Origin of the sequence: Streptomyces sp. NPDC049040 (assembly GCF_043197715.1) — a bacterium.
Lineage (GTDB): Bacteria > Actinomycetota > Actinomycetes > Streptomycetales > Streptomycetaceae > Actinacidiphila.
This window is the reverse complement of sequence record NZ_JBICTO010000003.1, coordinates 565,805-584,178: the sequence shown is the minus strand read 5'-3', so window position 1 is coordinate 584,178 and position 18,374 is coordinate 565,805. Positions and strand designations below refer to the sequence as shown.

Annotated in this window: 15 protein-coding genes; 12 read left to right on the top strand and 3 right to left on the bottom strand. The window is 69.9% G+C overall.

The window, feature by feature from the left end; all coding sequences use genetic code 11:
- Positions 1-57: 57 nt before the first annotated feature.
- The 7 genes from ACGFMP_RS11775 to ACGFMP_RS11745 all read left to right on the top strand — a co-directional run bounded on the left by ACGFMP_RS11775 (position 58) and on the right by ACGFMP_RS11745 (position 9,471).
- Entirely contained in the window at positions 58-1,638 is a 1,581-nt protein-coding gene (locus tag ACGFMP_RS11775; RefSeq protein WP_393671935.1) for an ABC transporter substrate-binding protein, read from the top strand.
- Between the two features lie 120 nt (positions 1,639-1,758).
- Positions 1,759-2,778 (top strand): ABC transporter permease, encoded by a 1,020-nt coding sequence (locus ACGFMP_RS11770; protein WP_393671934.1) that lies wholly within the window; start codon positions 1,759-1,761, stop codon positions 2,776-2,778.
- The gene (locus ACGFMP_RS11765; RefSeq protein ID WP_393671933.1) at positions 2,778-3,803 is read left to right on the top strand and encodes an ABC transporter permease; all 1,026 of its coding nucleotides are present in this window, start codon (positions 2,778-2,780) and stop codon (positions 3,801-3,803) included. The genes ACGFMP_RS11770 and ACGFMP_RS11765 overlap by 1 nt, the downstream gene beginning before the upstream one ends.
- Positions 3,800-4,861 carry an ABC transporter ATP-binding protein gene (locus ACGFMP_RS11760; protein WP_393671932.1) on the top strand — a complete coding sequence of 354 codons (1,062 nt, stop codon included), beginning with the start codon at positions 3,800-3,802 and terminating at the stop codon, positions 4,859-4,861. The genes ACGFMP_RS11765 and ACGFMP_RS11760 overlap by 4 nt, the downstream gene beginning before the upstream one ends.
- A complete protein-coding gene (locus ACGFMP_RS11755) occupies positions 4,845-6,200 on the top strand; it encodes an ABC transporter ATP-binding protein (protein ID WP_393671931.1) in 1,356 nt (451 codons plus the stop codon). Before ACGFMP_RS11760 ends, ACGFMP_RS11755 begins: the two co-directional genes overlap by 17 nt.
- Before the next feature lie 26 nt (positions 6,201-6,226).
- Entirely contained in the window at positions 6,227-7,819 is a 1,593-nt protein-coding gene (locus tag ACGFMP_RS11750) for an ABC transporter substrate-binding protein (RefSeq protein WP_393671929.1), read from the top strand.
- 56 nt (positions 7,820-7,875) lie between these two features.
- Positions 7,876-9,471, top strand: a complete 1,596-nt coding sequence (locus tag ACGFMP_RS11745; RefSeq protein WP_393671928.1) for an ABC transporter substrate-binding protein — start codon at positions 7,876-7,878, stop codon at positions 9,469-9,471.
- 30 nt (positions 9,472-9,501) lie between these two features.
- Here the strand turns inward: ACGFMP_RS11745 and ACGFMP_RS11740 are convergent, their stop codons facing one another.
- Positions 9,502-10,173 carry a response regulator gene (locus ACGFMP_RS11740; RefSeq protein ID WP_393671926.1) on the bottom strand — a complete coding sequence of 224 codons (672 nt, stop codon included), beginning with the start codon at positions 10,171-10,173 and terminating at the stop codon, positions 9,502-9,504.
- A 19-nt stretch (positions 10,174-10,192) separates the two neighbouring features.
- Positions 10,193-11,065: a RecB family exonuclease gene (locus ACGFMP_RS11735; protein ID WP_393671924.1), complete on the bottom strand. Its 873-nt coding sequence runs from the start codon at positions 11,063-11,065 to the stop codon at positions 10,193-10,195.
- Between the two features lie 127 nt (positions 11,066-11,192).
- Between ACGFMP_RS11735 and ACGFMP_RS11730 the strand changes: the two genes are divergently transcribed.
- The 3 genes from ACGFMP_RS11730 (at position 11,193) to ACGFMP_RS11720 (ending at position 14,362) form a co-directional block, all read left to right on the top strand.
- Positions 11,193-12,413: a site-2 protease family protein gene (locus tag ACGFMP_RS11730; protein WP_393671923.1), complete on the top strand. Its 1,221-nt coding sequence runs from the start codon at positions 11,193-11,195 to the stop codon at positions 12,411-12,413.
- A gap of 230 nt (positions 12,414-12,643) precedes the next feature.
- The gene (locus ACGFMP_RS11725; RefSeq protein ID WP_393671922.1) at positions 12,644-13,573 is read left to right on the top strand and encodes a tRNA (adenine-N1)-methyltransferase; all 930 of its coding nucleotides are present in this window, start codon (positions 12,644-12,646) and stop codon (positions 13,571-13,573) included.
- A gap of 177 nt (positions 13,574-13,750) precedes the next feature.
- A complete protein-coding gene (locus ACGFMP_RS11720) occupies positions 13,751-14,362 on the top strand; it encodes a hypothetical protein (protein WP_393671920.1) in 612 nt (203 codons plus the stop codon).
- Positions 14,363-14,398: 36 nt separating this feature from the next.
- Here the strand turns inward: ACGFMP_RS11720 and ACGFMP_RS11715 are convergent, their stop codons facing one another.
- The gene (locus tag ACGFMP_RS11715) at positions 14,399-14,689 is read right to left on the bottom strand and encodes a ferredoxin (protein ID WP_393671919.1); all 291 of its coding nucleotides are present in this window, start codon (positions 14,687-14,689) and stop codon (positions 14,399-14,401) included.
- Positions 14,690-14,930: 241 nt separating this feature from the next.
- Between ACGFMP_RS11715 and arc the strand changes: the two genes are divergently transcribed.
- Together arc and dop are read left to right on the top strand one after the other, a co-directional pair.
- A complete protein-coding gene (gene arc, locus ACGFMP_RS11710) occupies positions 14,931-16,697 on the top strand; it encodes a proteasome ATPase (protein ID WP_393671918.1) in 1,767 nt (588 codons plus the stop codon).
- Positions 16,698-16,790: 93 nt separating this feature from the next.
- The gene (gene dop / locus ACGFMP_RS11705; RefSeq protein WP_393671916.1) at positions 16,791-18,302 is read left to right on the top strand and encodes a depupylase/deamidase Dop; all 1,512 of its coding nucleotides are present in this window, start codon (positions 16,791-16,793) and stop codon (positions 18,300-18,302) included.
- The last annotated feature ends 72 nt before the right edge of the window (positions 18,303-18,374 follow it).

Sequence of the window (18,374 nt, the reverse complement as noted above, 5' to 3'; positions counted from 1 at the left end):
TCCTCGACGGTCGATGCCGACTCAACCGACCGGCATGTGAGCAAGGGGATTCACTGGATGTCACGAAACAAGCGTGTCGTCGCCGCAGCCGCCGTGGCCTTCCTGGCCATCGGCGTTTCCGCGTGCGGTGGCAAAAAGGATAATTCGTCCGGCAGCACCAGCAGCGACGGTGGCGGCGCCAAGGGCGGTGCCGTGATCGTCGGGACCACCGACTCGGTGTCCTCGCTGGACCCCGCGGGAGCGTACGACTACGGCTCCTGGGAGATCATCGACAGCGTCTACCAGAAGGTGATGCACTTCCCGACCGGCGCCACCACGCCGGCTCCGGATGCCGCCAAGGCGTGCAGCTTCACCGACCCCAAGACCTACTCCTGCGACCTGCAGACCGGCCTGGTCTTCTCCAACGGTGACGCGCTGACCTCGGCGTCGGTGAAGTTCACCTTCGACCGGATGCTCAAGATCGCGGCGCCGAACGGCCCGTCGAGCCTGCTGGCCAACCTGGACAGCACCACGGTCACCGGGGCCGACAAGGTCGTCTTCCACCTCAAGAACCCCGACTCGACCTTCCCCTCGGTGCTCGCCACCGACGCCGGCGCGATCGTCGACGAGAAGGTCTTCCCGGCCGACAAGCTCCTCGACGGCTCGAAGATCGTCGGCTCCGGCCCGTACACGCTGGACAAGTACACCGCCAAGCAGCAGGCGTCGCTGAAGGCGAACTCGAAGTACAAGGGCACGAACAAGCTGAACAACAGCCAGGTCGTCCTGCAGTACTTCTCCGAGGCGTCCGCGCTCAAGCAGGCCGTCAAGGACGGCACGGTGACCGCCGCCTTCCGCAGCCTGTCGCCCACCGACACCGCTGACCTGAAGAAGACCTCCGGCGTCCAGGTGCTCGAGGGCACCGGCACCGAGAAGCGCTACATGGTCTTCGACGCCAAGGTGAAGCCGTCCGACCAGAAGGCCGTGCGGCAGGCCGTCGCCCAGGTCATCGACCGGGCCGGCATCGCCAAGGAGGCCTACGACGACACCGTGGCGCCGCTCTACTCGATGGTCGGCAACGGCATCGAGGGCCACACCGAGGCCTTCAAGGACAAGTACGGCGCCCCCGACACCGCCAAGGCCAAGGCGCTGCTCACCGCGGCCGGCATCAGCACCCCGGTGCAGCTCGCGTACGCCTGGACGCCCAGCCACTACGGCGCCGCGTCCGCCGACGAGGCCACCACGATCAAGCGGCAGCTCGAGGCCACCGGCCTGTTCAAGGTGACCCTCAGCTCCACCGAGTGGCAGCAGTACCAGAAGGACGAGAAGTCCGACACGTACGCCTCGTACATGATCGGCTGGTACCCGGACCTGCCCGACCCCGACAACGACGTCGCCCCGTTCCTGACCAAGGAGCCCTTCCTGGGCACCGGTTACGTCAACCCGCAGATCCTCACCCTGCTGAGCAAGGAGCAGGGCACGGACGACACGACGGTGCGCAACCAGGCCTTCGCCGACATCCAGAAGATCGTGGCGGACGACGTCCCGATCATCCCGCTGTGGCAGGGCAAGCAGACCGTCGTCATCCGCGACGGTGTGACCGGCGCCGACAAGGCGCTCGACCCGACGATGTTCCGGTTCTACGAACTCGGCACGAAGTGACCGACGGCCGGCCCGCGGGGGAGTGACCCCCGCGGGCCGGCCCCGGCACGCGGCACCCCTCCCGCGCATCTCGTCGTCCACGGTCCGGGCCAGACCGGACAGCCACCGGAAAGTCACCGCATGAGCAACACGAGCAAGCAGTCGGGCTCGCTGCGGCGCTACATCCTCACCCGGATCGCGCTCGCCGTGCCCATGGTCCTGATCCTGCTGATCCTGGTCTTCGTCATGATGCGGGTGGCACCCGGCGACCCGATCTCGGCGTCGCAGGGCGGCAAGCTGAACGCGGCGGAACTCGCCGCGAGACGGCATGCGGCAGGCTTCGACGCCCCGCTCTACCAGCAGTTCTGGGACTACCTGAAATCGGTGGTCACCCTCAACTTCGGCACCACCTTCTCCGATCGCCGCAGCGTGCGCGAGATCATCATCGAGAACGGCGGCGCCACCTTGACCCTGACCGCGGGCGCGCTGGTCTTCGCCACGGTCATCGGCATCCCCGTCGGCCTGCTGGCAGGCCGCTACCGCGACCGCCCGGTCGACGTGATCAGCCGGCTGGCCAGCACCATCAGCTACGCGGCCCCGGTGTTCGTCACCGCACCGCTGCTCATGCTCGCCTTCGGCTCCACCTCGGGACAGGCCTCCCCGCTGATCCAGCTCAACGTGCCCACCCAGACCCACATCCTGATCGTGGACGCGGCGCTGGACGGCGACTGGGACGCGGTCACCGACATCCTCCAGCACCTGCTGCTGCCGTCCATCGCGCTCGGCCTGCTGATCGTCGGCGTCTTCATCAGGATGATCAGGATCAACCTCATCCAGTCGCTCCAGGGCGACTACATCGAGGCGGCCCGCGCCCGCGGGGTCAGGGAGCGCCACGTCGTCGCCAGGCACGGCTTCCGCAACGCCCTGGTGCCGGTGATCACCGTGCTCGGACTCCAGGTCGCCATGCTGCTCGGCGGTGCGGTGCTCACCGAGAAGATCTTCAACTGGCCCGGCATCGGCCGCCAGTTGATCGACTACATCAACCAGCGCGACTACGTCGCCGTCCAGGGCATCGTCACCGTCTTCGCCCTGGTCGTCGTCGTGATCAGCCTGCTGATCGACTTCGTCAACGCGCTGATCGACCCGAGGGTGCGCTACTGATGGCCACGACGACTCTCCCCACCGGGCCGATCGAGCCCACCGCGTCCACCCGCTTCGGCGGCCTGCGCCGGATCGTCTCCGCGATCCGCGAGGCGCGCGGTGTGCCGAAGTTCATGCTGTGGACCGGCGCGGTCATCTCGGTGCTCTTCGTGATCACCGCGATCTTCGCCCCGCTCATCGCGCCCTACAGCTTCGACACCTACAAGGACGGCGGCAAGTCCTTCCCGAAGCAGGGCTCGCCGGACGGCGACCACTGGTTCGGCACCACCGTGCAGAGCCTCGACGTGCTCTCCCGCACCATCTACGGCGCCAGGACCGCGCTCGAGGTGATGGTGCTCGCGGTGATCTTCTCGCTGATCCTCGGTGTGCTGCTCGGCCTGGTCGCCGGCTACTTCGGCGGCTGGCTCGACCGCATCCTTGTCCTGGTGATGGACGCCCTGTTCGCGTTCCCCTACCTGCTGCTCGCCATCGTGGCCGGCTTCGTCTTCTCCGGCATCTCCGGCGGCGGCGTGGTCACCGCGGCGCTGTCCATCACCGTGGTCTACATCCCGCAGTACTTCAGGGTCGTCCGGGCCTCCGCGCTGTCCGCCCGCGAGGCCACCTTCGTGGAGGCCGCCCGCGCGATGGGCGCCAAGCCCTCGGTGGTGATCCGCAAGTACCTCTTCGGCAACGTCATCCAGTCCGTTCCGGTGATCACCACCATGAACGCCGCCGACGCGATCGGCACCCTGGCCGGACTGGGCTTCCTCGGCCTGGGCATCCAGCCCACCGAGGCCGCCGAGTGGGGCTACGACCTGGACCGCGCCATCGACGACGTCAACGCCGGCATGTGGTGGACCTGCCTCTACCCGGGCCTGGCCATGGTCATCGCCATCCTCGGCTTCACGCTCCTCGGCGAGGGACTCAACGACGTGCTCAACCCGACCATGCGGCGCCGCCGGATCCGCAAGGTGCTGCTTCCCGCGCACACCCGGCGCCGTACCGTCACCGCTCCCGCGGTTCCCGAAGGCGAGGCCGTCAAGTGACCGAACCCGTCCTGTCCGTCCGCGACCTGCGCGTCTGGTACGGCACCGACCGCGGCCCGGTACGAGCCGTGGACGGCGTCAGCTTCGACGTACGGCCCGGCGAGACCCTCGGCCTGGTCGGCGAGTCCGGCTGCGGCAAGTCCACCCTGGGCCGCGGTGTGCTCGGCCTGACCCCGCCCGCGGCCGCCGTCGACGGCGAGGTCGTCCTGCGCAGCCCCGGCGCCGCGGGACGCAACCTCGTCGGACTGCCGGCCAAGGAGATCCAGCGGCTGCGCGGCCCCGAACTCGGCCTGATCTTCCAGGAGCCGATGACCCGGCTCAACCCGCTGATGCGGATCTCGCAGCACTTCGAGGAAGCGCTGCGCGCCCACCACAAGGGCCTGCCCAAGCAGGAGATCAAGGCCCGCGCGCTGACCGCGCTGCGCGGCATGGGCATCCCCGAGAGCCGCTACAGCAGCTACCCGCACGAGTTCTCCGGCGGTATGCGGCAGCGCATCATGATCGCGCTCGCCCTGGTGCTGCGGCCCGCGTTCATCGTCGCCGACGAGCCCACCACCGCCCTCGACGTGCTGGTCGAGGCGCAGATCATCAAGATCCTCGCCGATCTGCGGAAGAACTTCGACACCTCGCTGGTGCTCATCACCCACAACCTCGGTATCGTCGCCGAGGCGTGCGACCGGGTCGCGGTGATGTACGCGGGCCACATCGTGGAGCAGGGCGACGCCCGCGAGGTCTTCGCCCACCCGCAGCACCCGTACACCAAGGAACTGCTCCGCTCCACCATCTCGCTGGCCACCACGGGACTGCACTTCATCCCCGGCAGCCCCCCCGACCTGGTGGAACCCCCCGAGGGCTGCCGCTTCCACCCGCGCTGCCCGGTCGCGATGCGCGGCTGCGCCACGGTGGAGCCGCCCGAGGTGCTGCTGCCGACCGGCGTGGTCAGCGCCTGCTGGCATCAGGCGCTCGAGGCGGAACCGTCGCTGGTGGACGAGCTGGGACCCGACGGGCGTGAACCGCTCGCCGCTGTAGAGGAGATCAGCGTTGCTGACGAAGCCTGACATCGAACCGTCCGGCGAGCACGAGGGCGCCCCGGTGGGCGACGCGCTCGTCGAGGCCGCGGGGCTCGAAGTGCACTTCGGCCTGCGCGGCGGCCTGCTCGGCCGCCTCTCCGGCCGCGCGGCCGGCGCGGTCCGCGCCGTCGACGGCATCGACCTCACCGTGCGCAAGGGCGAAGTGCTCGGCCTGGTCGGCGAGTCCGGCTCGGGCAAGACCACCCTGGGCCGCACCCTGATCGGCCTGACCAGGGCCACCGGCGGCACCGTCCGCTACCGCGGGCAGGACATCACCGAGCTCGGCGAGCGCGCCCTGCGCCCGCTGCGCCGCCAGCTCCAGATGGTCTTCCAGGACCCGCACGCCTCGCTCAACCCGGCGATGGACATCCGCACCGCCGTCGGCCACCCGCTGCGCATCCACAACCTCGTGGCCGACGAGCAGGAGTACGAGGCCAAGGTCGTGGACGCGCTGGAGCGGGTCGGCCTGACCCCGCCGGAGCGCTACCTCGGCAAGTTCCCCGGCGACCTGTCCGGCGGCCAGAAGCAGCGGGCCGTGCTGGCACGGGCGATCATCGCGGAGCCCGACCTGCTGGTCGCCGACGAGCCGATCTCCATGCTGGACATGAGCGTCCGCGCCAAGATCCTCCAGCTGATGCTGGACCTCAAGCGCGACCTCGACCTGACCTACGTGTACGTCACCCACGACCTGGCCAGCGCGAAGTTCTTCTGCGACACCATCGCGATCATGTACCTCGGCCGGATCGTGGAGTACGGGCCCACCGAGCAGGTCTTCGCCGACCCGCAGCACCCGTACACCGAGGCGCTGCTGGCCGCGATCCCCGAGCCCGACCCGGAGCGCGCGCTGCCCCGCGAACTGCCGCGCGGCGAGATCCCCGACGCGGCCAGGCCGCCGATGGGCTGCGCCTTCCACCCCCGCTGCCCGGTCGCCGTGGCCGAGTGCGGCTGGGAGGCCCGTGACCTGCGGACGCTGCTGGAGAACCGCTGGCTGGAGCTCGCCCCCGAGGCGTCAGCCCGGGAGAAATCGCTCTTCGCGGACGTCGAGTCGCTTGCCGCCGCGGACTTGACGACCGTCGCAATCGCACCCGGCCGAGGCCACTCTCCCGAAGATGTGTTGGAATACCTCCGGCACCTGCGCGAGGAAGCATCGGAAGCCGAACCGCGTGAACCGTTCTGGCGCGGGGTGGTCACGATGCATGCCGAAAACGGCCGGGCCGTGGTGGAGTTCGCGCCGCCGCGGGATCCGCGCCTCAGCCTGATCCCGGCCACCGGCGTGCAAGTGGCCTGCCACCTGCGCGAGCCCGTCGCGAGCGCCACCGGAACATGAGCAGGAACAAGAGGAGAACGACGACGATGAACCGCAAGCTTCTGGTGCTGCCCGCCCTGCTGGGCGTGATGACACCCCTGCTCACCGGGTGCGGCGGTTCCGGCGGGGGGAGCGGCGGCGGCAAGGCCATCGTCGTCGGCACCACCGACAGCATCGAGCTGACGAAGGACAACCCTGCGCCGCTCGACCCCGCCACCTCGTACGACAGCGCCACCTGGAACATCTTCTACAACACCTTCCAGATGCTGCTGACCTACCAGCGGGGCAGCACCACCCCGAGCCCGGACGCGGCCAAGGACTGCCACTACACGGACGTCAGCGTGCTGACGTACCAGTGCACGATGCGGGAGGACCAGAAGTTCTCCAACGGCGACCCGATGACCGCGCAGGACGTGAAGTTCTCGATCGACCGGATGCAGAAGATCAACTGGCCGACCGGTCCCGCCTCGCTGATATCCGGCGTCAAGTCGGTGGAGGCGCCGGACGAGAAGACGGTGGTCTTCCACCTCAAGGCGCCGGACGCGACCTTCCCCGCCAAGCTCGCCACGCCGGCCGCCGCGATCGTCGACCACAAGGTCTACGCGGCGGAGAAGCCCTACAACGGCTTCCACCTGGTCGGCTCGGGCCCGTACACGCTGGACTCCTTCGTGGAGGCCAAGCAGGGCGAGTTCTCCAAGAACGCGCACTACGGCGGCACGCTGAAGGTCAACAACAGCGCGATCGAGCTCAAGCTGTTCGCCGACTCGAACAAGATGGAGTCCGCGCTGCGGGCCGGCAGCATCGACGTGATGGCCCGCACCCTGAGCCCGGACCAGATCGGCAAGCTGCTCGGCAGCACCGACCCCAACGTCAAGCTCACCGAGTCCCCCGGCGGCGAGGCGCGCTACCTGTTCCTCAACACCGAGTCGCCGACGCTCAAGACCCTCGCGGTCCGCAAGGCGATGGCCCAGCTCATCGACCGGCAGGCCATCACACGCGACGTCTACAAGCGCACGGCCGACCCGCTGTACTCGATCATCCCGCAGGGCATCACCACGCACACCAACTCCTTCTACAACAAGTACAGGGACCCCTCGATCCCGCAGGCCAAGTCCTTCCTGCGCGACGCCGACATCACCGGCAAGGTCGCGGTGACCATCAACTTCCGCCGTGACACCGGCGGCACGATGAACCAGGCCGAGGCCCAGGAGATCGCCAGGCAGCTCAACGCGAGCGGGCTGTTCAACGCCACGACCAAGGACGAGCAGTGGAACACCTTCCTGAAGAAGGCGTCCCAGCGCGAGTACGACGTCTTCGCCATCAGCTGGCTGCCGGACTTCCCTGACCCGGACAACTACATCGCGCCCTTCTTCGACAAGGACAACTTCCTCAACCTGGCCTACGCCAACAAGACGATCCAGAACACCCTGCTGCCGGCCACCCGCAAGCAGGCCGAACGCGGCGCGACCACCACGGACTTCACCAAGGCGCAGAACCTGATCGCCGACGACGTCCCGATGCTGCCGCTGTGGCAGGGCAAGCAGTACATCGCCGCCCGCGCCGACATCACCGGTGTCGAGTGGGCGCTGAACTCCTCCACCACCACGCAGTTCTGGGAGCTGGGCCGCGGCAAGAGCTGACCGCGGCGCCGTGTGGGCCGCCGGCACCGGCGGGTGGACGAGGGAGAACGTCGAGGATGTTGCGCAAGCTGTTCGCGGTGCCGGCCGTCATCGGCCTCGCCGCCCCGCTGCTGCTGGCCGGATGCGACTCCGGCAGCGGCGGCGGGGACGCCGGCAGGGCCCTGGTGGTCGGCACCACGGACACCGTCAGCGCCTCGGCGCGCAACCCCGCCCCGCTGGACCCGGCGGCCGGCTACGACGTCGGCAGCTGGACCGTGCTGGGCAACACCTACCAGACGCTGGTCAGGCTGCCCCGCACCGGAACCGACCCGCAGCCCGACGCGGCCCGGGAGTGCGGTTTCACCGACACCCTCGGCGAGCAGTACCGCTGCACGCTGCGCAGCGGCCTGACCTTCTCCGACGGCCACCCGCTGACCTCGCGCGACGTGAAGTTCTCGGTCGACCGGATGCTGGCGATCGACGAGCCGGGCGGGCCCGCGGCGCTGCTCGCGGACATCGACAAGGTCGAGACCCCCGACGCCGGCACGGTGGTCTTCCACCTCAAGGACCCCGACGCGACCTTCCCGCTCAAGCTGACCACCCCGGCCGCCGCGATCGTCGACAGCAGGCAGTACGCGGCGGACAAGCTGCACCCCGGTTACCGGGTGGCCGGCTCCGGCCCGTACACCCTGGAGTCGCTCGTCCCCGGCGACCGGGCCGTGCTGGTGGCCAACCCGCGCTACAAGGGCTCGGCCACGCTGCACAACAGCCGGGTGGAGCTGCGGTTCTTCCCCTCGTCCGCGGCGATGGAGAAGGCACTCAAGGCCGGCACCATCGACGTGATGAGCCGGACCATGGCCCCCGGGCAGATCAGCCGCTACAGCCAGGACGCCGATCCGCACGTGAAGCTGACCGAGGCCGCGGGCACCGAGACCGGTCTCCTGGTCTTCGACCTCGCCGACCCGGTCGCGGGGCAGCTCGCCGTCCGGCGGGCCGCCGCCGCGCTGGTGGACCGCCAGGCGCTCATCAGGGACGTCTACAAGCGCACGGCGGACGCGTTGTACTCCGTCGTGCCGCAGGGCATCACAGGGCACACCAACGCCTTCTACGACCCCGCGCTGCCGGACTCCCGGCGCGCCCGGCAACTGGTCACCGCCGCACACCTCACCACACCGGTGCCGCTGACCCTCAGCTACAGCACCGGCCACTACGGCGAGGCCACCGCCGCGGAGTTCGCCGCGCTCAAGCGGCAGCTGGAGAACGGCGGCGTCTTCCGGGTCGACCTCCAGGGGGTGCCCGACTGGAACACCTACCGGGCCGGCTACGAGGCGCACCGCTACCAGGTCTACGGCCTCGGCTGGTTCCCCGACTTCCCCGACCCCGACAACTACCTGGCACCCTTCTTCGGCCCCGGCGGCGCCCTCGGCCCGGCCGCCACCACCCCGCAGCTCCAGCAGCTGATCGCCGACGGCAGGCAGCAGCCGAAGCGCGCCGACGCGGTGGCGCCCCTCCAGCAGGCGCAGCGGATCATCGCCGAAGGCGCCGCGGTGCTGCCGCTGTGGCAGGGCAAGCAGTACCTGGCCGCCCGGGACGGCATCAGCGGCGCCGAGTGGGCCCTGAACGCCTCGTCCGTCACCCAGTTCTGGGAGCTGGGCCGCGGCCCGGCCGACTGACCCGGGGTCCGTCCCGCGGATCCCGGCGGATCAGCCCGCCCCTGGGCGCACCAGGCCGCTCTCGTACGCGTACACCGCGGCCTGCACCCGGTCGCGCAGCCCCAGCTTGGTCAGCACGTGCCCGACATGCGTCTTCACGGTGGTCTCCGAGACGAACAGCTCGGCGGCGATCTCCGCGTTGGACAGGCCGCGGGCCACCAGCTTGAGCACCTCGACCTCGCGCTCGGTCAGCGCGTGCAGCGGCTGCGGCACCGACTCGTCGCCCGACGGCAGCCGGCCGGCGTACTTGTCCAGCAGCCGCCGGGTGATGCTCGGCGCGAGCATCGCCTCGCCCGCGGCCACCACCCTGATCGCCTGCACCAGCTCCGCCGCCGGCGCGTCCTTGAGCAGGAAGCCGCTGGCACCGGCCCGCAGTGCCTCGATCACGTACTCGTCGAGGTCGAAGGTGGTCAGCACCAGCACCTTCGCGGGCCCCGAGCGGTCGGGGCCGGTGATCTGCCGGGTGGCCTCCACCCCGTCCATCCGCGGCATCCGGATGTCCATCAGCACCACATCGGGCTGCAGCGCCCGCACCTGGTCCAGCGCCTGCTGGCCGTCCCCGGCCTCACCGACCACCACGAGGTCGGGCTCGGCCTCCAGGATCATCCGGAAACCGGTACGCAGCAGGGGCTGATCGTCCACAAGCAGGACGCGGATCGCCACGGGTACTCCTCCGTCTTCGCTAGACCGGGCCATTCTCGCCCACGAGGGACGGCGCGCCCGCCGTCGCCCCCAGCGGGTAGGGCGGCGGAGTCCCGCCGAACTCCGGGCAGAAGGCCTGGTGGTCGCACCAGCCGCACAGCGGTGTGCGGCGCGGCCGCCAGTCGCCGCTGACGGTCGCCGCCCTGATCGCCTCCCACAGGGCCAGCAGCTTGCGCTCGGTCCGCAGCAGGTCGGCCTGTGTCGGGTCGTACGTCAGCACGTCGCCGCTGCCCAGATAGACCAGCTGGAGCCGCCGCGGCACCACCCCGCGCAGCCGCCACAGCACCAGCGCGTAGAAGGACATCTGGAACATCGGCTCGTCCGCGTACTCCGGGCGCGGGGCCTTGCCCGTCTTGTAGTCCACCACCCGCAGATCGCCGGTGGCGGGCGCCACGTCCAGCCGGTCGACGTAGCCGCGCAACGTCAGCCCGGACTCCAGCACGGTCTCCACGTACAGCTCGCGCTCGGCCGGTTCGAGGCGCGTCGGGTCCTCCAGGGTGAACCAGCGGTCCACCAGCGCGCGGGCGCTGTCCAGCCACTCGGCGAGCGCGCCGGGGTCCGCCGAGTCGAACAGCACGGACAGCTCGGGGCGGGCGGCCAGCAGCCGCTCCCACTCGCCCGGCACCAGATCCCTGGCCCGCCCGGCGGTACGGTCGGCGGCCGGGACGTCGAAAAGTCGTTCGAGGACGGCGTGCACCACGGTGCCGCGGGTGGCGGCCGGCGTCGGCTTCTCCGGCAGCCGGTCGATCACCCGCAGCCGGTACAGCAGCGGGCAGCGCATGAAGTCGGCCGCGCGCGACGGCGACAACGACGACGGCGGGCGCGGCGGAATGCTCTCGATGCTGGTCCCCATGGGGGACGACCCTACGGCCTGGCACCGACAAGCCGGTGCCCGTCGGGCGTAACGGCGCAATAGCATGGCAGCAGAGGCCTCGACCCGTGAGAGCGGTGAGGGGCCCGGATCCGAACGAGGGGAAGCAGTGAGCGAGAGCGGTCGGCCGCCGTCCCGGAAGAGCGACGCCCCTGCCCAGAACGGCGCCCCCGGCAAGTCTCCGCGAGGGCCCGGCGGCGGAATCCTGATGGGCCGCTTCTTCGGCGTGCCCATCTACGTGGCGCCCAGCTGGTTCCTGGTGGCGGCCCTGATCACCTGGGTCTTCGGCGACCAGCTCGACACCGTCCTGCCCGAGCTCGGCGGGGTGCGCTACCTGGTGTCGCTGTTCTTCGCGGTGGCCTTCTACGGCTCGGTGCTGATCCACGAGCTGGCCCACACGGTGGCCGCGCTGCGCTTCAAGCTGCCCGTGCGGCGGATCCAGCTGCAGTTCTTCGGCGGCGTCTCGGAGATCGAGAAGGAGTCCGACACACCGGGCAGGGAGTTCATGCTGGCCTTCGTCGGGCCGCTGCTCTCGCTGGTGCTCGCCGGGGTCTTCTTCGGCGGGATGCAGCTCGTGGAGTCCGGCACGGTGCCGGGGGTGCTGCTTGCCGGACTCATGATCAGCAACCTGATCGTTGCGATCTTCAACTTCCTGCCCGGCCTGCCGCTGGACGGCGGCCGGATGCTGCGGGCCGTGGTCTGGAAGATCAGCGGCAAGGCGATGACCGGCACGGTGGCCGCGGCCTGGGTCGGCCGCGGGCTCGCGCTCGCCGTGCTCATCGGGCTGCCGATGCTGTCCTACGCCCGCAACGGCGACGACGGCGGCACCGGCTTCGACTCGCTCACCGACGCGCTGCTCGCCGCGATCCTGGCGGCCATCATCTGGACCGGCGCGGGCAACAGCCTGCGGATGGCCAGGCTGCGCGAGCGGCTGCCCGACCTGCGCGCCCGCACCCTGACCCGCAGGGCGGTCCCCGTCTCCTCCGACACCCCGCTGTCCGAGGCGCTGCGACGGGCCCACGAAGCCGGCGCCAGGGCGCTGGTCGTCGTCGACGGCCGCGGCGACCCCACGGCGCTGGTGCGCGAATCCTCGATCGTCACCGTCCCCGAGCACCGGCGTCCCTGGGTCGCGGTCAGCGGCCTCGCCCAGGACCTCACCCCCGGCATGCGGGTCTCCGCGGAACTCGCCGGCGAAGCCCTGCTCGACACCCTCAAGGCCACCCCGTCCACCGAATACCTGGTGGTCGAGCCCACCGGCGAGATCTACGGCGTCCTGGCCACCGCCGACGTCGAGAAGGCCTTCCTCGCGGCGATGTCACGGCCGTCTTGATCTTCGGGGCGCTCGGTTCGCCTCCGGGGTGCTTGAGGCGGTGTCGACGGTCGATCGTGCTCGGTCGCTCGTTCCTCGCGACCTCCGCGCGTTCTCCCTTTCGACACCACCCGCACCCCTTCGGCTCACTCGGCCCGCACGCCTGCGGCTCGGTCGCCGACCTTCGGGGGTTCGGTGGGGGGCGGGCTTGCCGGTCAGGGGTGGGCGGAAAGCCCGATAAGGTGATCCCCATGTCCGAACCGACCGGTGCCGCCCGCCGACGCGGGCCCTTCAAAGTCGGGGACCAGGTCCAGCTCACCGACCCCAAGGGACGCCACTACACCTTCACGCTCGAAGCCGGGAAGCAGTTCCACACCCACAAGGGTGCCTTCCCGCATGACGAGCTGATCGGTGCTCCCGAGGGCAGCGTGGTCCGAACCACGGGAAACGTCGCCTATCTCGCGCTGCGCCCGCTGCTCCCCGACTACGTCCTGTCCATGCCCCGCGGGGCCGCCGTGGTCTACCCCAAGGACGCGGGGCAGATCCTGGCGATGGCCGACATCTTCGCCGGCGCCCGCGTGGTCGAGGCCGGCGTCGGCTCCGGGTCGCTGAGCAGCTTCCTGCTGCGGGCGATCGGCGACCACGGGATGCTGCACAGCTACGAGCGCCGCGCGGACTTCGCCGAGATCGCCACCCAGAACGTCGAGCGCTACTTCGGCGGCCCGCACCCCGCGTGGCAGCTCACGGTCGGCGACCTCCAGGACCACCTCTCGGACACCGACGTGGACCGCGTCATCCTGGACATGCTGGCCCCCTGGGAGTGCCTGGAGCCGGTCTCCAAGGCCCTGGTGCCCGGCGGCATCCTGTGCGCCTACGTGGCCACCACGACGCAGCTGGCGCGGACCGTCGAGGCGATCAGGGAGCACGGCAGCTTCAACGAGCCGGCCGCCTGGGAGACCATGGTCCGCACCTGGCACGTGGAGGGCCTCGCGGTCCGGCCCGACCATCGGATGATCGGCCACACCGGCTTCCTGCTCACCGCCCGCCGGCTCGCCGACGGCGTCGAACCGCCGCTGCGCCGCCGCCGGCCCGCGAAGGGCGCCTACGGCGAGGACTACACGGGACCCGGCAGCTCCAGCGGCGGCGGCTCGGCCGCCGACCGCCAGGAGTCGGGCGCGTAGTTTCGGCCAACTTCGCCTCGCCGCCGCCGGTTTGTCCGCTTCCGACAAACCGGCGGCGGCTTTTTCACCGGCGCGGCCGGGCGCTCCCGCGGCTCGGCGGCCCCCGGAGTTCCCACCGGGTGTGACGTATGGCACCATGCTGGCCACCCCCGCAGAACGATCCCAGGAGTCAGGCGAGTGCAGCCGTCCGCAGGCCAGGACCTCCCGCACACCCACACCCGCGGCATCCACTGGATCAGTACGGCCGCCGCACTGGGCGCCGTGGTGGCCGCCATAGCCCTCGTCCCGACCGCCGACGCCTCGCCGGGCAGGCCCGCGGCCGCGGCCAATGCGCCCGCCGCTCCCGCGGCCGCGGCCAAGACCCCCGGCGCTCCGGTCACACCTCCCGACCCGGCCGCCGCGACATACCCGCTGAACTGCCCGGACGGCGAGAAGACCGATGTGGTCGACAAGGTCTCGGGCGACCTCGACGGCGACGGCCGGCCCGAGACCGCCGTGGTGGTGCGCTGCCACTCCGACACCGGCACCCCGCCCAGCGGGGTGTACATCCTGTCCGCGCCAGGGAAGGCCGGCGGCGCCCCCGTGATCGCGGTGACGCTGGTCAGGCCCGAGGACAACCGGCAGATCAGCGGCTTCCGGCTGGAGGGCCGCACCGTCAGGGCCACCGTGCTGGGCTTCTCGTCCGACAGCGTCCCGCAGTGCTGCCCCGACATGAGCCGGGGCTACTCCTGGGAGTGGCGCGACGACCGCTACGTGGCGATCCCCGGGCCCGCAGCCAACACCGTCTGACCGGCGTACGCCGAGCGCGCGGCCGTCACCGTGCGCTCACTCCGCGTCGGGGCCGTACACCTCGACGCGGTCGGCGGAGCGCCGGACATGGATGCAGTCGCCGGGACACTCCTTGGCCGAATCCACCACATCCCGCAGCAGGGCCACCGGCACGGGTACGGTGGCACCAGGGGCCTGTCGCAGCTCGTCGTCGTCGCCCTTCACATAGGCGAGGCCGTCGATGTCCAGCTCGAAGACCTCCGGTGCGTACTGCACGCAGATCCCGTCGCCCGTGCACAGGTCCTGGTCGATCCAGACCTCGAGCGCTTCGGCCGTTTCGTTGCTCACGGAAACTCATCCCTGCCGTTGGTCGTTCGGGAAGCAACCGCCCTGTCCGGCTGTTGACCGAATCGACGATACAACCGGCGGCTTTCCGGGCGTGCTCGGTGGGTATCCCAGTGGCGGAGGGACGTACGCAAGGGTGAAGATCGGACACACCGCGATCGTCTTTGTGATCTAGGGGTTTCAACCCCCACCGGCCCAGGTAGGGTCTGGAAACGTCCAGCTCCCCTTGGAGGAGGTGAGGACCGTGGCGGCCCACGACGACGACATCAACCGTGGCGGCCGACCCGCTCGTGGTTCGGAAGACCCCATGAGCCAGGTCGCCTTTCTTGAGCAGGAGATCGCCGTCCTGCGACGCAAGCTCGCCGACTCTCCGCGTCACACGAGGATTCTCGAAGAGCGGATCGTCGAGCTGCAGACCAACCTGTCCGGCGTGTCCGCGCAGAACGAAAGGCTGGCGAGCACCCTTCGCGAGGCCCGCGACCAGATCGTGGCCCTCAAGGAGGAGGTCGACCGGCTCGCGCAGCCACCGGCGGGCTTCGGCGTTTTCCTGCAGGCCAATGACGACGGCACGGCGGACATCTTCACCGGCGGGCGCAAGCTCAGGGTGAACGTCAGCCCGTCGGTCGACCTCGACGAGCTCAGGCGCGGACAGGAGCTGATGCTCAACGAAGCGCTCAATGTGGTCGAGGCGATGGAGTTCGAGAGGGTCGGCGACATCGTCACCCTCAAGGAGATCCTGGAGGACGGCGAGCGGGCCCTGGTGATCGGGCACACCGACGAGGAGCGGGTGGTCCGCCTTGCGGAACCGCTGCTCGACGGCACCCTGCGCACCGGCGACGCCCTGCTGCTCGAACCGCGCTCCGGGTACGTCTACGAACGGGTGCCCAAGAGCGAGGTCGAGGAGCTCGTCCTCGAAGAGGTCCCCGACATCGACTACCGCCAGATCGGCGGCCTCGGCAATCAGATCGAGCAGATCCGCGACGCGGTGGAGCTGCCCTACCTGCACGCCGACCTCTTCAAGGAATACGAACTGCGCCCGCCCAAGGGCGTCCTGCTCTATGGCCCGCCCGGATGCGGCAAGACGCTCATCGCCAAGGCGGTCGCCAACTCGCTGGCCAAGAAGGTCGCCGAGGTCACCGGGCAGCCGCAGGGCAAGAGCTACTTCCTGAACATCAAGGGACCCGAGCTGCTGAACAAGTACGTCGGCGAGACCGAGCGGCAGATCCGCCTGGTCTTCCAGCGTGCCCGGGAGAAGGCGAGCGAGGGCACCCCCGTCATCGTCTTCTTCGACGAGATGGAATCGCTCTTCCGCACCCGCGGCAGCGGCGTCAGCTCGGACGTGGAGAACACCATCGTCCCGCAGCTGCTCGCCGAGATCGACGGTGTGGAGGGCCTGGAGAACGTCATCGTGATCGGCGCCTCCAACCGCGAGGACATGATCGACCCGGCGATCCTGCGCCCGGGCCGGCTGGACGTGAAGATCAAGATCGAGCGTCCTGACGCCGAGGCGGCCAAGGACATCTTCTCGAAGTACCTGGTCGACACGCTCCCGCTGCACGGCGAGGACCTGGCGGAGCACGGCGGGTCGAAGGCGGCCACCGTGGACGCCATGATCCAGTCCGTGGTCGAGCGGATGTACTCCGAGACCGAGGAGAACCGCTTCCTGGAGGTCACCTACGCCAACGGTGACAAGGAGGTCCTGTACTTCAAGGACTTCAACTCCGGAGCGATGATCCAGAACATCGTGGACCGGGCCAAGAAGATGGCGATCAAGGCCTTCCTCGACCACGAGCAGCGCGGCATGCGCGTCTCCCACCTGCTCGCGGCATGCGTCGACGAGTTCAAGGAGAACGAGGACCTGCCGAACACCACCAACCCCGACGACTGGGCCCGAATCTCCGGTAAGAAGGGCGAGCGGATCGTGTTCATCCGCACCCTGGTGACCGGAAAGCAGGGCGCGGACACGGGACGCTCCATCGACACCGTGGCGAACACCGGACAGTATCTGTAAGCACTACCCTCCGGCTGCGGGTCCCGACAGCGGGTACCCGCAGCCGGTGTGTTTTCCGGCCCGCACGGGCCGGAGCCGGGCAAGGAGGGCCGCATGACCGTACGGCGAGTAATGGGCATCGAGACGGAGTACGGGATCTCCGTCCCCGGTCACCCGAACGCCAATGCCATGCTCACCTCGTCCCAGATCGTCAACGCCTACGCGGCGGCGATGCACCGGGCGCGGCGCGCCCGCTGGGACTTCGAGGAGGAGAACCCGCTGCGGGACGCCCGCGGCTTCGATCTCGCGCGGGACGCGGCGGACTCCACCCAGCTCACGGACGAGGACATCGGCCTGGCCAACGTGATCCTCACCAACGGTGCCCGGCTCTACGTGGACCACGCCCATCCGGAGTACTCGTCGCCCGAGATCACCAATCCGCGGGACGCGGTGCTGTGGGACAAGGCCGGCGAGCGGATCATGGCCGAGGCCGCGCTGCGCGCCGCCCAGCTGCCCGGCGCCCAGCCGATCCACCTGTACAAGAACAACACCGACAACAAGGGCGCCTCCTACGGCACCCATGAGAACTACCTGATGAAGCGCGAGACGCCGTTCTCCGACATCGTCAGGCACCTCACGCCCTTCTTCGTGTCCCGCCAGGTGGTCACCGGCGCGGGCCGGGTCGGGATCGGCCAGGACGGCCACGAGCACGGCTTCCAGCTCAGCCAGCGGGCGGACTACTTCGAGGTCGAGGTCGGCCTGGAGACCACCCTCAAGCGGCCCATCATCAACACCCGCGACGAACCGCACTCCGACGCGGAGAAGTACCGCAGGCTGCACGTGATCATCGGCGACGCCAACCTCTCGGAGATCTCCACCTACCTCAAGCTCGGCACCACCGCCCTGGTGCTGTCGATGATCGAGGACGGCTTCATCAAGGTGGACCTGGCGGTGGACCAGCCGGTCCGCACCCTGCACGACGTCTCGCACGACCCGTCCCTGCAACGCCTGGTCACGCTGCGCAACGGCCGCACGCTGACCGCCGTACAGCTCCAGATGGAGTACTTCGAGCTGGCCCGCAAGTACACCGAGGAGCGCTACGGCTCCGACGCGGACCCGCAGACCCGGGATGTGCTGGCCCGCTGGGAGGACGTGCTCAACCGGCTGGAGAGCGATCCGATGAGCCTGTCGGGCGAGCTGGACTGGGTCGCCAAGCTGGAGGTCCTGGAGGGCTACCGGCGCCGCGACAACCTGGGCTGGGACGCCGCACGGCTCCAGCTGGTCGACCTGCAGTACGCCGATGTGCGGCCCGACAAGGGCCTCTACAACCGCCTGGTGGCCCGCGGGCGCATCCAGCGGCTGCTGGAGGAGCCGGAGACCCTCAGGGCGGTCACCAAGCCCCCTGAGGACACCAGGGCGTACTTCCGCGGCCGCTGTCTCGAACAGTACGCGGACGACGTCGCCGCCGCCTCCTGGGACTCGGTCATCTTCGACCTGCCGGGTCGTGACTCGCTGCAACGGGTCCCCACGCTCGAACCGCTGCGCGGCACCCGCAACCACGTCAAGGAGCTGCTGGACCGCTGCCGCACGGCCGAAGACCTGGTTCGCATCCTGTCGGGCGGCTGAAACGGGCCAGAACCGGGAATCAACGGGGTAGCACTCGGACGTTGACGTATTCGAGAGCCGGGGACGGGCCCT